The sequence below is a fragment of the Comamonas resistens genome (assembly GCF_030064165.1).
GTDB classification, from domain to species: Bacteria; Pseudomonadota; Gammaproteobacteria; order Burkholderiales; family Burkholderiaceae_C; genus Comamonas; species Comamonas resistens.
Window position 1 is genome coordinate 1,442,727 of the sequence record NZ_CP125947.1, and the last position, 14,039, is coordinate 1,456,765.

The window sequence follows — 14,039 nt, forward strand, 5'->3', positions numbered from 1 at the left end:
GAGCGATGGCGTTCAGTCGTCAATGGAGGCGCTCCAGCGATCGCCCCAGCCGCTGTTGCCGGAATCCTTGCGCAAGCGATCCATCTCGCGCCTGTCGCGCTTGGTGGGGCGGCCCGTGTGCTGTGCGGCCAAGGTATCGGAAGGCTCCGGAGCCAGGCGGCGCTGTTCGGCCAGCTCTGCGCGCAGGGCAAGGCTTTGAGGCGTTTCCTCATACAGTTGCTGAGCCACAGGGGCCGGGCCACGCATGCCGCTGAGGCCGCGCACCACGACTTCCCTGGGAACATTGCCCTGGCGCAGCTGGATGATGTCGCCCACACGTATTTCCCTGGAGGCTTTGGCGTTGGCCTTGTTGATGGTGACGCGGCCTTTGCCGATTTCCTCCACGGCCAAGCTGCGCGTTTTGTAAAAACGTGCGCACCACAGCCATTTGTCCAGACGCATGGATTCAATATCGCTCATGCCAATATTTTGCCCCTGTGCGAGCTGGAAGCAGCCATTAGTCTACGTGCCGAAGAGGGGCTGGTCGCTGCCTGCCGGCTTCATGGGCAGCAGAACCCTGGCTTGCAGGCCTCTGATCTTGCCGTGCGCGTCATACTGGTTGCTCAGCTTGATCTGTCCGCCCAGGGTCTGAACGATTTCCTGGCAGATGGCCAGCCCCAGGCCTGAACCGCTGCGGGCGTTGCCTGCCGAAAAGGGCTGAAACAGGCGCTGGGCCAGTTCTTCATCGATGCCGCTGCCGCTGTCTTCAATGCTCAGCAGAGCCTGATCCTGCTCGGGCTTCACACAGATGAACAGATGGCCGCGGTGCGGGGTGTGGCGTATGGCGTTATGCAGCAGATTGCGGGTCAGTTCGCGCAGCATCCATTCGTGGGCAGGCACGGGGCAGGACTCGGTTTCGATGCCAAAGTCCATATCGTGCTCAGCAATCAAGGGTGACAGCTCCAGTGCCACATCGCGCACGACCTCGTCGAGCGCACTGATGGTCTCTTCGGGCTGGGCCGTGTCTTCCTGGCGCAGCTGTTCGACCTTGGCCAGGGCCAGCATCTGGTTGGCAAGGCGGGTGGCGCGGTCGACGGTGTCGTCGATTTCTTCAAAGGCAAGAGCTGCCGGAATATCGCCGCGCTTGGCCGATTGAACCTGTACCTTGAGCACGGCCAGCGGCGTGCGCAGCTGGTGTGAAGCATCGCGCACAAAGCGCTTTTGATCGTTGAGCAGGCGGCTTAGGCGCTGCATGGTGTGGTTGGTGGCATCCAGCAGGGGCTGGATTTCACGCGGGGCTTCCGAGGCGTCCAGCGGACTCAGATCGCCCTGGGCGCGCCCCTGCAAATCATGGCTGAGCTGGCGTATGGGCTGGGTGGCGCGCTGCACCACGATGATGACGATCAGGGCCACCACCAGCACCAGCAAAGCCTGCCGGATCAGCGTGTCACGCAGAATCTGCAGGGCCAGTGATTCACGCAGCTCCAGGGTTTCAGCGACCTGAATCACGGCCATGCCGCGACCCGTGGCGCTGGCCACGGGCTGCAGCAACACGGCCACGCGCACGGGGTGGTCGCGGAACTCGGCATCGTAAAAATCCACCAGAGCTGCATAGGGCGGGCGCTGCGGAATACGGCCATGCCACATGGGCAGCTCGTCAAAGCCCGAGATCAGCTTGCCGTCCAGCGTGGAGACACGGTAGAACATGCGGCTTTGGTTGTCGGCCTCGAAAATTTCCAGCGCCGAGTAGGGGACGATGGCATGCAGCTCAGCCTGGTCATCGTAGCCAACCACACCGATTTGCTCGCTGATGCTCTTGGCCGATGCCAGCAGGGTGCGGTCATAAGCCGTGTGCAGGGACGACAGCGTCTGTTCATACAGGCTCCAGGCATTGAGTGCAATCAGTGCCAGAACCGGCAGCAATATGCCCGTCAGCAGCAGGCGGCGCAGTGACCACGCGGGTTTGCGCGTGCCGCTCTGGGCTGCCGGCTCCATCATGCGGCGGCCTCTGCTTTGATGAGATAGCCCAGGCCGCGCAACGTGACCAGCTGCAGGCCTGTGCCGGCCAGTTTCTTGCGCAGCCGATAGGCCACGACTTCGACCGCTTCATATTGAACGTCGGATTCGCCAGGAAAGACCAGGCTGAACAGCCGTTCCTTGGCCACGGCATGGCCGGGGCGGGCCAGCAGGGCATGCATCATGGCCAGCTCACGTGGTGTCAGCTCGAAAATCTGTTCATTCAGATAGATGGCGCCGCTTTCTTTTTCATAGCGCAAGGCGCCTATCTGAACGGCCTCAGTGGCCGTTTTGGGTGTGAAGCTCTCCTGGCTGCGCCGCAGCAGGGCCCGGAGCCTGGCCTCCAGCTCGTCGAGGTCGAAAGGTTTGGCCAGATAGTCGTCGGCTCCCGCGTTGAGGCCCAGCACGCGATCACCGACCGTGCCGCGGGCCGTCAGGATTAGCACTGGTGTGCGCAGGCCCTGAGCGCGGGCGCGTTCCAGCACCTGAAGCCCGTCGAGGCCGGGCAGGCTCAGGTCCAGCACCACGGCATCGGGTTCGCGTGTTTGCCAGTGGGCCAGGGCGCTGGGCCCATCGGCGGCTACTTCCACATGCAGGCCGCGGCGCATCAGCGTGCGCTGCAATGTGGTGCGCATGGCAGAGTCATCTTCAACAAGCAGTAATTGCATGGCGCAGAACATAGCACTGCGCTGCGATCTTGCCTGCGACCGGGGAAAACGCCGTATCGCTTTAAGGGATAGCCCTAGTCGTTTGGACAGCTGATTGACAGGCAGGCTGTCCATGATTCGCTCTACCAACTACATAAGGAGTACACCATGCGTCGTGATACGTTTCTGAAGTCTCTGGCAGCCTTGGCGGCGGCCGGTGCTTTGCCTCTGTCGGCCCAGGCCGCAGCAGCCATCAAGATGATGCTGCCTGCCAACCCCGGTGGCGGCTGGGACACCACGGGTCGCGCCCTGGGCAAGGCTTTGCAGGACGCAGGTGTGGCTTCTTCCGTGACCTATGACAACAAGGGCGGTGCAGCCGGTGCCATCGGTCTGGCTCAGTTCGTCAACGGCAGCAAGGGTGATCCCAACTCCATGATGGTGATGGGCGCCGTGATGCTGGGCGGCATCATCACCGGCAAGCCTCCGGTCAACCTGAGCCAGGCCACGCCTCTGGCGCGTCTGACCAGCGAGTACAACGTCTTTGTGCTGCCTGCCAACTCGCCCTACAAGAGCATGGCCGAAGTGGTGGCCCAGCTCAAGAAGGACCCAGGTTCCATCAAATGGGGCGGTGGCTCGCGCGGCTCTACCGAACATATCGCTGCGGCCATGATTGCCCGTGAAGTGGGCGTGGACCCTGCCAAGATCAACTACGTGGCTTTCCGTGGGGGCGGTGAGGCCATCTCCGCCATCCTGGGCGGCAACGTGACCGTGGGTGGTAGCGGCTTCAGCGAGTTCGCCGAGTACATCTCCACCGGCAAGATGAAGCCCATTGGTGTGACATCAGGTCAGCGCCTCAAGGGTGCAGCTTCGAGCATTCCCACGCTCAAGGAGCAGGGCATCAATGTGGAGATCGGCAACTGGCGCGGTGTGTACGGTGCGCCGGGCATCTCCAAGGCCCAGCGCGACGAGCTGGCTGCCCAGATCGAAAAGGCCACCAAGAGCAAGGCATGGGCCGAGGCCCTGCAGAAGAACGACTGGACGCCTGCATGGCTGGCCGGCGATGCCTTCGCCAAGTTTGTGGACGACGAGTTCGCCAGCTTGCGCGCCACGATGATCAAGTCGGGCATGGTCTGATGAATCAAGGCCGCAGCATGACGCTGCGGCCTTTTCAGGGACAGTGCCACCAACCCAGGCAGCCTCACTGAATCCCGTTTGCATGCATTGATGGCTTGGCCTTCGGGGCAGGCCATCAATGCATGCAGCCTCCTCATCTGCGAAGCAGCACTGGCGCAAGGGGTTGAAAGCTCCGGAACCGCTCAAAAAACTCTGAAACCCAACTATTGATCATGTCTGAATCACTCCAGAATCTGGCTCAGGCTGCGGAGGCCGCACAGGTTTCGGCCTATGCAGACCCTGACGAGCCACAAAGCCCGAACGTACCGTCCAAAAGAGCCCAAACCATTGTCGGTGCCGGTGTGCTGCTGGTCGCTGCAGGCCTGGCTTTCGGTGCTCTGCAAATCCCCTCGGACTCCGGCTATGGCGGTGTGGGCCCCAATTTCCTGCCCTGGGTTTGCGCAGCAATCCTGGGCATCTGCGGCGCTCTACTGATCTGGGAAGCGCAGACCGGCGGCTTTCGCCATGCAGCCGATCCGGGTGGTAGCCCCAAGGCCGACATCCTGCCCTTTGTCTGGGTTTCTGCGGGCCTGCTGGTGAATGCGGCGTTGATCGGCACCCTGGGTTTCATCCTGAGCTGCACGGTCTGCTATGTGCTGGCCGTGCAGGGCTTGCGCCGCGCGGCGCACCAGTCTGAGGCTTCGGCTGTCGGTACCTGGGTCAAGGATGTGATCACCGGCTTGCTGATCTCGGCACCCGTGTTCTGGATGTTTACGCAATTCCTGGCGATCAATCTGCCGGGCCTGACTCAGACGGGGTGGCTGTAATGGATATCTTCAACGCATTGATGGCGGGCTTCGCCACGGCCATCACACCTGTCAATCTGCTCTGGGCCCTGGTCGGCTGCGCACTGGGTACGGCCGTGGGCGTGCTGCCCGGCATCGGCCCGGCCGTGGCGGTGGCCATGCTGCTGCCCATCACCGCCAAGGTCGATGTCACTGCTTCGATGATCTTCTTTGCCGGTATCTACTACGGCGCCATGTATGGCGGCTCGACCACCTCGATTCTGCTGAACACGCCCGGCGAAACGGCGTCCATGGTCACGGCCATGGAGGGCAACAAGATGGCCAAGAGCGGCCGCGCCGGTGCGGCGCTGGCCACGGCTGCCATCGGCTCGTTTGTGGCCGGTACCTTTGCCACCGTGGTGGTGACGCTGTTTGCTCCCTATGTGGCCGACTTCGCCGTGAAGCTGGGCCCGCCCGAGTACTTCATGCTCATGGTGCTGGCCTTCACCACCGTGAGTGCGGTGCTGGGTCAAAGCTCGCTGCGCGGCATGACGGCGCTGTTTGTCGGCCTGGCGGCCGGCTGCATTGGCATGGATCAGATCTCCGGTGCTGCGCGCTATACCGGCGGTAAGATGGAACTGCTGGACGGCATCGACATCGTGCTGGTGGCCGTGGGTCTGTTTGCCGTGGCCGAAGTGCTGTATGCCGCCATGTATGAGGGCAAGGTCGAAGAGTCCCAGAACAAGCTGACCCGTGTGCACATGACCAAGCGTGACTGGAAGCGTTCCTGGCCCGCCTGGATGCGCGGTACGCTGCTGGGCACACCGTTCGGCTGCATTCCTGCCGGCGGCACCGAGATCCCGACCTTCCTGAGCTATGCGACCGAGAAGAAGCTGGCCAAGGGCGAGGACAGGGCCGAGTTCGGCGGCAAGGGCGCTATCGAAGGCGTGGCCGGCCCCGAAGCCGCCAATAACGCCACGGTGACGGCAGCGCTGATTCCTCTGCTGACGCTGGGCATTCCCACCAGCAACACCACGGCCGTGCTGTTGGGCGCCTTCCAGAACTACGGCATCAACCCCGGCCCCCAACTGTTCACCAGCTCGGCAGCCCTGGTCTGGGCGCTGATCGCCTCGCTGTACATCGGCAACGTGATGCTGCTGGTGCTGAACCTGCCCATGGTGGGCCTGTGGGTCAAGCTGCTGAAGATTCCCCGTCCCCAGCTCTATGCGGGCATTCTGATCTTCGCGACCGTCGGTGCCTATGGCATGCGCCAGAGCGCCTTCGATTTGTTCCTGCTCTATGGCATCGGCGTGCTGGGCGTGATCATGCGTCGCTTCGACTTCCCCACGGCTCCCGTGGTGGTGGGCATGATCCTCGGCCCTCTGGCCGAAGCCCAGATGCGCAATGCCGTGTCTATCGGCGAAGGCAGCTGGTGGATCTTCTTGCAGCGCCCCATGTCGCTGACGCTGATCATCATCGTGCTGGCGGTGCTGATCGTGCCCCGTGTGCTCAAGCGCATGTCGGCCTCCAAATCGACAGAGGTTTTGGCAACAAGCTGAGTCCGGGTTCTGATTGCCTAGTCTGCTGCGGGTGCGACGCATGGTGCCCGTTGCATTTCTCTCCCCTGCCTGGGTTGCCAGGCAGGGGATTTTTTTATGAGTTTCCGGCTTGTAGCCATTGCCCATCAAGCGCAGGCTGCTATCAGATGGAGAGCTTGCTTGGTCGAGGCTGCAGGTCTGCCCTGATGTCGTGTGGCAGTGCAGCAACTACCATCGCTCCATGATGGAAATGCGCGTCGAACCAATCACCACCGTGCCCGGCAAAGGACTGCCTGCGGATGCCGACGGTATTTATGCGCTGGCAGCGCGCTCCATGTTTCAGCTGTTTTCGTCCATGAGCCAGGGCATGTTCCTGGCCGATCGCACGGGGCGCATCGTCTGGGTGAATGAGGGCTACGAGCGCTTTTTGCCCCGGCTGGGCGTGATGTCGGTCGATGATTTTCTGGGCCATATGGTCGAAGAAGTCATCCCCAATACCCAGATGCGCCGGGTGCTGGAAACCGGCCAGCCTGTACTCATTGACCTGCTGACCAATAGCGCGGGCACTTTTGTGGTTAGCCGCCTGCCGCTGCGTGATGAAGAGGGCGCGGTGATCGGCGCCATAGGCATTGTGTTGTTCGATCAACCCGAAACCACGCTGCAGCCGCTGATCAGCAAGTTTGCGCTGCTGCAGCGCGACCTCGATGAAGCCAGGCGCGAGCTGGCGGCCCAGCGCAATCGCAGCCTGCGTGCGGCAGCCCATGGGGAGAGGCGGGCCAAATACAGTTTCGCTAGCTTTGTGGGCAGCAGCCCGGCCGCCGTTGAAGTCAAGCGCCAGGCCCGGCGCGCAGCCCAATCCATGAGCCCGGTCTTGCTACTGGGCGAGACCGGTACGGGCAAGGAGCTGCTGGCCCATGCGATTCATGCAGCCTCGGCGCGCGCCAGCGGCCCGTTTGTGTCCGTCAATATCGCGGCCATCCCCGAGAGCCTGCTGGAGGCCGAGTTCTTCGGCGTGGCGCCCGGTGCATTCACCGGGGCCGAGCGCAAGCCGCGCGACGGCAAGTTCAAGCTGGCCGACGGCGGCACTCTGTTTCTCGACGAAATCGGCGACATGCCCGCCAGCCTGCAGGCCAAGCTGCTGCGGGCGCTGCAGGAAGGCGAGATCGAGCCGCTGGGCTCCAATCAGATCGTGCACTTCAATGCGCGCGTGGTAGCTGCCACCTCGCGTGATCTGCCGCAGATGGTGCGCGACGGCCAGTTCCGCGAGGACCTGTTTTATCGCCTGCATGTGCTGCCGATACGCGTGCCGCCGCTGCGCGAACGCCGCAGCGATATCGCCGCCCTGGTGGAAGTGCTGGGCGAGGACCTGGCCCTGCGCAACGATATGCCGCCACCGGAGCTGGGAGTCGACGCGCTGGAACTGCTGGCCGCCCAGGCCTGGCGCGGCAATATCCGTGAACTGCGCAATGTGCTGGAGCAGGCCGCCATGCGCAGCGACGAGACGCGCATCACGGCCGACCTGCTGGCCGAGGTGCTGCGATCCTCGGGCGTGGAGCCTCTGCGCTTGCCCCAGATCATGGGCGCGCTCTCCAGGACCTCTGAGGCGGCCGGGACGATCACGGCAGGCGAGGCTGATCTGCTCAGGCCGTTGTCCGAGCAGATCGCCGAGCTGGAGACGCGTGCCATTCGTGCTGCGCTGAAGGCGCATGATGGCAACAAGCTGGCCGTGGCCCGGGCGCTGGGCATCTCCAGGGCCAAGCTTTATGACAGGCTGGCACAGCTGAATCTTTGAGCAGGGCAGCAAAATCCAGGGATTTCCCTTGATCTGCCGGACTTGATTTGTTTTTATAGTTATAAAAAATATCTAATTTGAGTCCGGAGACAGCATGGCAGTGGAACAAGGGCAGGAGTTGTGGAGGCCTACGCAGCAACAGCAGGAGCAAAGCGGTCTGTGGCATTACATGAGCTGGCTGCGCGAAAGCCGGGGCCGTGACTTCCCCGACTACGAGGCGCTGTGGCAGTGGTCGGCGACGGATATCGAAGGCTTCTGGCGCTCCGTCTGGGACTACTTCGAGATCCAGGCCGACGGCGATCCTGGCCGGGTGCTGAGCACGCACCAAATGCCCGGTGCGCAATGGTTTCCGGACACTTCTCTCAACTACGCCGAACATATCTTTCGCAACGCCAGCGATGCACGCCCCGCCATCATTGCGCGTTGCGAAGGGAATGCACCTGTAGAGGTTTCCTGGCAACAGCTGCAGCGTGACGTGGGAGCACTGGCGGCCACGCTGCGCAAGCTGGACATAGGGCCCGGCGATCGCGTGGTGGCCTATCTGCCCAATGTGCCGCAGACCGTGGTGGCGTTTCTGGCCTGCGTCAGCATCGGCGCCATCTGGTCCAGCTGTGCGCCGGAGATGGGGGTCTCCGTGGTGCTGGACCGTTTCCAGCAGATTGCTCCCAAGCTGATTTTCGCGACCGACAGCTATACCTATGCCAGCAGGCAGTTTGACCGCCGTGAGGTGCTGGACGAGGTGCTCCAGGGTCTGCCTGATATCGCCCGGGTGATTCATGTGCCGGGGCCCTTGTTCGGCAGCGATGCAGAACATGCCGCCGTGCCCTGGCGTGACTGCATGCGCTGGGACGAGGCAACGCGTCATGCAGCGCCGCTGCAGTTCGAGCGCGTGCCGTTCTCCCATCCGCTGTGGGTGGTGTACTCATCGGGCACCACCGGCCTGCCCAAGGCCATGGTGCACAGTCATGGCGGCATCGTGCTCACCCATCTCAAGACCAATCGCCTGCAGCACGATGTGTTGCCCGGCGACCGCTTCATGTTCCTGGGCAGCACGGGCTGGATTGTCTGGAACCTGATGATAGGCAGCCTGCTGGCCGGCGCGACCGTGGTGCTGTCCGATGGCAATCCGACGACGCCCAATGACGATGCGCTCTGGGACTTCATCGACCAATACCAGGTCAGCATCTTTGGTTGCGGTGCGGCCTTCCTCACCAGGAGCATGAAGGATGGCGTCTCGCCGAAGAAGGGGCGCCAGTTCGAAAAGCTGCGTGCCATCAACTCCACGGGCTCGCCGCTGCCTCTCGATGCCTATGCCTGGGTCTACGAGAACGTCAAAAATGATCTCTGGCTGGCCTCGATCAGCGGCGGCACGGATATCGCCTCGGGCTTTGTGGCCTGCGCGCCCATACTGCCGGTCAATGCGGGCGAGATCCAGTGCCGCGAACTGGGCGTGGCCGCCTATGCCTTTAACGAACAAGGCCAGAAGGTGATTGCCGAAGTCGGCGAGCTGGTGATTACCGAGCCCATGCCCTCCATGCCCGTGTTCTTCTGGAACGACGAGAGCGGGGCGCGCTACCACGACAGCTATTTCGATGTGTTTGCCGGCTGCTGGCGCCATGGCGACTGGATCGAGTTCAGCGAGCGCGGCACGGCCGTGATCTACGGGCGCTCGGACAGCACCATCAACCGCTTCGGCATACGCATGGGCACGGCGGAGATCTACCGTGTCGTCGAGGAGCTCGACGCCGTCAAGGACAGCCTGGTGGTCGACCTCGAATACCTGGGCCGGCCCTCCTTCATGCCGCTGTTCGTGACTCTGGCCGAAGGCCAGGCATTGACGGACGAGCTGACTGCCCAGATCAAGAACGCCATCAAGACCAAGGCTTCGGCACGCCATGTGCCCAATGTGGTGGTCCAGGTGACCGAGATTCCGCGTACCCTCACCGGCAAGAAGATGGAGGTGCCGGTGCGCAAGCTGCTGTTGGGGGCGGATGCCGCCAAGGTGGCCAGCCCCGATGCCATGGCCAATCCGTCGAGCATTGATTTCTTCATTCAATTTCGAGAGCAGGTGCCGCAGGCGTGACAAGCGCTTGAGGCTGATCTGACTCATATCTCACAAAAGCAGGGCTACCCATGAACCATCAAGACCTGATCGCCATCGACTTCCACACCCATGCCGAAGTCAGCTGCCGCAATCCCTTTGACAGCTATGGCGAGGAGTACGACCGCGCGGCCGACAAATACTTCGGCAGCTCGCTGCGCCCCACGATTGCCGAGACCATCGCCTATTACCGCGAGCGCAAGATCGGTCTGGTGATGTTCACCGTGGACAGCGAGGCGCAGCTGGGCCGCCGCCGCATTCCCAACGAGGAGATTGCCGATGCCGCGCGCGAGAACAGCGACATGATGATTGCCTTCGCCAGCATCGACCCCCACAAGGGCAAGATGGGTGCGCGTGAGGCCGAGCGCCTGATCACCGAATGTGGGGTCAAGGGCTTCAAGTTTCACCCCACGGTCCAGGGCTTCCATCCCTACGACCGCATGGCCTGGCCCATCTACGAAGTCATCAACCATTACAAGCTGCCCGCCATCTTCCATACCGGCCACAGCGGCATTGGCAGTGGCATGAAGTGCGGCGGCGGCCTGCGCCTGGCCTACAGCAACCCCATGCTGCTCGACGATGTGGCCGTGGACTTCGGCGACATGCAGATCGTCATGGCCCACCCCAGCTTTCCCTGGCAGGACGAGGCGATCTCGGTGGCGCTGCACAAGCCCAATGTCTGGATAGACCTCTCGGGCTGGAGCCCCAAGTATTTCCCCAAACAGCTGGTGCAGTACGCCAACAGCTTGCTCAAGGACCGCGTGCTGTTCGGCAGCGACTTCCCGCTGATCACGCCCGACCGCTGGATGAAGGATTTCGAGGTCGCGGGCTTCAAGCCCGAGGTCATGCCCGGCATTCTCAAGGGCAACGCCGTGCGGCTGCTGGAGCTCGACAAAAAGCGCGATGCAGCGTGAAGAACACAAGGATCACCTCGGTGATCCTTTTTTCATGGCGAATTGAGCAAGGCCTGAGGCGGGCAGCAGGTTGGCTGTTGATGTGTATTGAAATCAGTCAGTGTATGAATTAAAGACATATGTTGTCTGATTTTCAGTCAATCCCGATCTGCGTATGGCGGCTCCTCAGAGGAAAACCAGACTGGCACGAAGACTGCTATCTGCACACCATAGAAAGACAAGCGGACACACCGCATCCATCCTCAAGGAGACAACACATGCACAAGCGCAGCCTGCTGCAGGCGGCCGTTCTGGCGGCCATGGTGGTTCATGTTCCCGGCGCCCTGGCGCAATCCGAAATCCGCATTGCCCATGTCTACAGCAAGACCGGCCCTCTGGAAGCCTATGGCAAGCAGACCCAGGCGGGACTGATGATGGGCCTGGAATACGCGACGGGTGGCAGCATGACGGTGGCAGGCAAGAAGCTGGTGGTGATAGAGAAGGACGATCAGGGCAAGCCCGACCTCGGCAAGAGCCAGCTGGCCACCGCGTATTCGGACGACAAGGCCGATCTGGCCGTGGGCCCCAGCGCCTCGGGCGTGGCGCTGGCCATGCTGCCCGTGGCCGAGGAGTACAAGAAGATCCTGATCGTGGAGCCCGCCGTGGCCGACTCGATCACGGGCGACAAGTGGAACAAGTACATCTTCCGCACGGGCCGCAATTCCAGCCAGGATGCAATCAGCAATGCCGTGGCCATAGACAAGCCCGGCGTGACCATTGCCACGCTGGCCCAGGACAACGCCTTCGGGCGCGACGGCGTCAAGGCCTTCAAGGAGGCCGTCAAGAAGGGCAAGCTGGTGCATGAGGAGTACCTGCCCGCAGCCACGACCGACTTCACGGCCGGCGCCCAGCGCCTGATCGACAAGCTCAAGGACCAGCCGGGCAAGAAGATCATCTGGATCGTCTGGGCCGGTGCCGGCAATCCGTTCAAGATCGCCGACATGGACCTCAAGCGCTACGGCATCGAGATCGCCACGGGCGGCAACATCCTGCCCGCCATGGCGGCCTACAAGAACCTGCCGGGCATGGAAGGCGCGACCTATTACTACTACGGCATTCCCAAGAATCCGGTCAACGAAGCGCTGGTGTCCATGAACTACAAGCAGTTCAAGGCACCGCCGGACTTCTTCACGGCGGGCGGTTTCTCGGCGGCCATGGCCATCGTCACGGCGCTCAAGAAGACCAATGGCGACACCAAGGCCAATGCGCTGATCAAGGCCATGGAAGGCATGAGCTTCGATACGCCCAAGGGACCGATGACCTTCCGCAAGCAGGACCACCAGGCCATGCAGAGCATGTACCACTTCAGGATCAAGAACGACCCGGCCTTTGCCTGGGGCGTGCCCGAGCTGGTGCGCGAGATCAAGCCTGAAGAGATGGATGTTCCCGTCCGGAACGGACGGTAACCACCCCCTGAGGCGCTTTGCGCCTTCCCCCTCTCTCTTCGGGAGGGGGACAACACCTTCGCTGCGGGGCGGCCCTTGCTCGGTGTTTCTCGCATGGGTCACGCCCATTTTTGAGACTGTTCACTTTTTGATAGCTGCATGCGCTTGTGTGTAGGGCGCTAGGGGCTGATTTGCCTATTTCTCATGCTGACCACTGACAAGCTCACCATTCGCTTTGGCGGCCATGTGGCGGTCAACGGCGTGACCTGCTCCTTCGAGCCGGGCACGCTGACGGCCATCGTCGGCCCCAACGGCGCGGGCAAGACCACCTACTTCAATCTGATCTCGGGGCAGTTGCGGGCCACGGAGGGCCGGGTGTCGCTGCAGGGGCGCGACCTTACGGGTCTGGCACCCTCGGCGCGCACGCGCGCAGGCCTGGGGCGGGCCTTCCAGCTCACGAATCTGTTCCCGGCCCTGTCGGTGCTGGAGAACGTGCGCCTGGCCGTGCAGGCCACGCGCCAGGGCGCGCACCGGCGCGGCATGAACCTCTGGAGCATCTGGAGCGACCACGGCATGCTGCTGGCGCGTGCGCAGCAGATCCTGGAGCAGGTGGCGCTGTGGGCGCGGCGCGACGAACCGGTCTCGGCCCTGCCGCATGGCGACCAGCGCAAGCTGGAGGTGGCGCTGCTCATGGCGCTGGAGCCGCAGGTCTATATGTTCGACGAGCCCACGGCGGGCATGAGCCATGACGAGGCGCCGGTGATCCTCGATCTGATCCGCGAGCTCAAGAAGGACCGCAGCAAGACCATTTTGCTGGTGGAGCACAAGATGGACGTGGTGCGCGAGCTGGCCGACCGCATCATCGTGCTGACCAACGGCACGCTGGTGGCCGATGGGCTGCCGGCCGAGGTGATCGCTTCGCCCGTCGTGCAGCAAGCCTATCTGGGCAATGTCGCAGGCGCCGCCAAGGAGGCCGCATGAGCAACGCTTTGCTTGAACTCCAGGGCGTGCACACGCATATCGGTGCCTATCACATCCTCCACGGCGTTCACCTCGCCGTGCCGCGCGGCGAGGTCACCATGCTGCTGGGCCGCAATGGCGCGGGCAAGACCACCACGCTGCGCACCATCATGGGCCTGTGGCAGGCCAGCCAGGGCAGCATCCGTTTCGGCCAGCAGGACATCACGCGCCTGTCCACGCCGGCGATAGCCCGGCTCAACATCGCCTATGTGCCCGAGAACATGGGCATCTTCGCCGACCTCACGGTCAAGGAAAACCTGTTGCTGGCCGCACGCTCGGCCTCGAACGCCGCACGCATGGACCGCCAGCGCCTGGACTGGATCTGCGAGCTGTTCCCGGCCGTGCAGAAGTTCTGGGACCACCCGGCCGGCAAGCTCAGCGGCGGTCAAAAGCAGATGGTGGCCGTGGCGCGCGCCATCGTCGAGCCGCGCGACCTGCTCATCGTGGACGAGCCCAGCAAGGGCCTGGCTCCGGCCATCATCAACAACATGATCGACGCCTTCGCCCAGCTCAAGGCCAGCGGCGTGAGCATTCTGCTGGTGGAGCAGAACATCGCCTTTGCCAAGCGACTGGGCGACGGTGTGGCCGTGATGGACAACGGCCGTGTCGTGCATGCGGGCCGCATGGCCGATCTTGCGGCCGACGAGGAACTGCAGCAGTCGCTGCTGGGGCTGGCGCTATGAGGTCACAAAAATCAAAGCAAAAAGCAG

Annotated in this window: 12 protein-coding genes; 9 read left to right on the forward strand and 3 right to left on the reverse strand. The window is 62.8% G+C overall.

Annotated features, from left to right (window positions below):
* Window positions 1-12: 12 nt before the first annotated feature.
* From QMY55_RS06570 to QMY55_RS06580, 3 genes are read right to left on the reverse strand one after another with little or no spacing between them, the layout of a single operon-like run.
* Window positions 13-459, reverse strand: coding sequence for an RNA-binding S4 domain-containing protein (locus QMY55_RS06570; RefSeq protein WP_283487869.1), 447 nt, complete (start codon window positions 457-459; stop codon window positions 13-15).
* Between the two features lie 42 nt (window positions 460-501).
* On the reverse strand, window positions 502-1,977 hold the full coding sequence (locus QMY55_RS06575; protein WP_283487870.1) for a sensor histidine kinase: 1,476 nt from the start codon (window positions 1,975-1,977) through the stop codon (window positions 502-504).
* Window positions 1,974-2,675 (reverse strand): response regulator, encoded by a 702-nt coding sequence (locus QMY55_RS06580; protein ID WP_283487871.1) that lies wholly within the window; start codon window positions 2,673-2,675, stop codon window positions 1,974-1,976. The genes QMY55_RS06575 and QMY55_RS06580 overlap by 4 nt, the downstream gene beginning before the upstream one ends.
* 135 nt (window positions 2,676-2,810) lie before the next feature.
* Between QMY55_RS06580 and QMY55_RS06585 the strand changes: the two genes are divergently transcribed.
* The 9 genes from QMY55_RS06585 to QMY55_RS06625 all read left to right on the forward strand — a co-directional run bounded on the left by QMY55_RS06585 (window position 2,811) and on the right by QMY55_RS06625 (window position 14,012).
* Window positions 2,811-3,776, forward strand: a complete 966-nt coding sequence (locus QMY55_RS06585) for a Bug family tripartite tricarboxylate transporter substrate binding protein (protein WP_283487872.1) — start codon at window positions 2,811-2,813, stop codon at window positions 3,774-3,776.
* 212 nt (window positions 3,777-3,988) lie between these two features.
* Complete coding sequence (locus tag QMY55_RS06590; RefSeq protein ID WP_283487873.1) at window positions 3,989-4,582, forward strand: tripartite tricarboxylate transporter TctB family protein; 594 nt, start codon at window positions 3,989-3,991, stop codon at window positions 4,580-4,582.
* Complete coding sequence (locus QMY55_RS06595; protein WP_283487874.1) at window positions 4,582-6,099, forward strand: tripartite tricarboxylate transporter permease; 1,518 nt, start codon at window positions 4,582-4,584, stop codon at window positions 6,097-6,099. Before QMY55_RS06590 ends, QMY55_RS06595 begins: the two co-directional genes overlap by 1 nt.
* A gap of 229 nt (window positions 6,100-6,328) precedes the next feature.
* Entirely contained in the window at window positions 6,329-7,870 is a 1,542-nt protein-coding gene (locus tag QMY55_RS06600) for a sigma-54 interaction domain-containing protein (protein ID WP_283487875.1), read from the forward strand.
* Window positions 7,871-7,964: 94 nt separating this feature from the next.
* Window positions 7,965-9,953 (forward strand): acetoacetate--CoA ligase, encoded by a 1,989-nt coding sequence (locus QMY55_RS06605; RefSeq protein WP_283487876.1) that lies wholly within the window; start codon window positions 7,965-7,967, stop codon window positions 9,951-9,953.
* A 50-nt stretch (window positions 9,954-10,003) separates the two neighbouring features.
* On the forward strand, window positions 10,004-10,885 hold the full coding sequence (locus tag QMY55_RS06610) for an amidohydrolase family protein (protein WP_283487877.1): 882 nt from the start codon (window positions 10,004-10,006) through the stop codon (window positions 10,883-10,885).
* Window positions 10,886-11,142: 257 nt separating this feature from the next.
* Window positions 11,143-12,330: a substrate-binding domain-containing protein gene (locus QMY55_RS06615; RefSeq protein ID WP_283487878.1), complete on the forward strand. Its 1,188-nt coding sequence runs from the start codon at window positions 11,143-11,145 to the stop codon at window positions 12,328-12,330.
* Between the two features lie 183 nt (window positions 12,331-12,513).
* Window positions 12,514-13,290 (forward strand): ABC transporter ATP-binding protein, encoded by a 777-nt coding sequence (locus tag QMY55_RS06620; RefSeq protein ID WP_283487879.1) that lies wholly within the window; start codon window positions 12,514-12,516, stop codon window positions 13,288-13,290.
* Entirely contained in the window at window positions 13,287-14,012 is a 726-nt protein-coding gene (locus tag QMY55_RS06625; protein ID WP_283487880.1) for an ABC transporter ATP-binding protein, read from the forward strand. Before QMY55_RS06620 ends, QMY55_RS06625 begins: the two co-directional genes overlap by 4 nt.
* Window positions 14,013-14,039 lie beyond the last annotated feature (27 nt).

Excerpts from the sequence above, each read along its gene's own strand:
- QMY55_RS06570 (WP_283487869.1), bottom strand. The coding sequence starts at position 459 with ATGAGCGATATTGAATCCATGCGTCTGGACAAATGGCTGTGGTGCGCA.
- QMY55_RS06575 (WP_283487870.1), bottom strand. The coding sequence starts at position 1,977 with ATGATGGAGCCGGCAGCCCAGAGCGGCACGCGCAAACCCGCGTGGTCA.
- QMY55_RS06580 (WP_283487871.1), bottom strand. The coding sequence starts at position 2,675 with ATGTTCTGCGCCATGCAATTACTGCTTGTTGAAGATGACTCTGCCATG.
- QMY55_RS06585 (WP_283487872.1), top strand. The coding sequence starts at position 2,811 with ATGCGTCGTGATACGTTTCTGAAGTCTCTGGCAGCCTTGGCGGCGGCC.
- QMY55_RS06590 (WP_283487873.1), top strand. The coding sequence starts at position 3,989 with ATGTCTGAATCACTCCAGAATCTGGCTCAGGCTGCGGAGGCCGCACAG.
- QMY55_RS06595 (WP_283487874.1), top strand. The coding sequence starts at position 4,582 with ATGGATATCTTCAACGCATTGATGGCGGGCTTCGCCACGGCCATCACA.
- QMY55_RS06600 (WP_283487875.1), top strand. The coding sequence starts at position 6,329 with ATGCGCGTCGAACCAATCACCACCGTGCCCGGCAAAGGACTGCCTGCG.
- QMY55_RS06605 (WP_283487876.1), top strand. The coding sequence starts at position 7,965 with ATGGCAGTGGAACAAGGGCAGGAGTTGTGGAGGCCTACGCAGCAACAG.
- QMY55_RS06610 (WP_283487877.1), top strand. The coding sequence starts at position 10,004 with ATGAACCATCAAGACCTGATCGCCATCGACTTCCACACCCATGCCGAA.
- QMY55_RS06615 (WP_283487878.1), top strand. The coding sequence starts at position 11,143 with ATGCACAAGCGCAGCCTGCTGCAGGCGGCCGTTCTGGCGGCCATGGTG.
- QMY55_RS06620 (WP_283487879.1), top strand. The coding sequence starts at position 12,514 with ATGCTGACCACTGACAAGCTCACCATTCGCTTTGGCGGCCATGTGGCG.
- QMY55_RS06625 (WP_283487880.1), top strand. The coding sequence starts at position 13,287 with ATGAGCAACGCTTTGCTTGAACTCCAGGGCGTGCACACGCATATCGGT.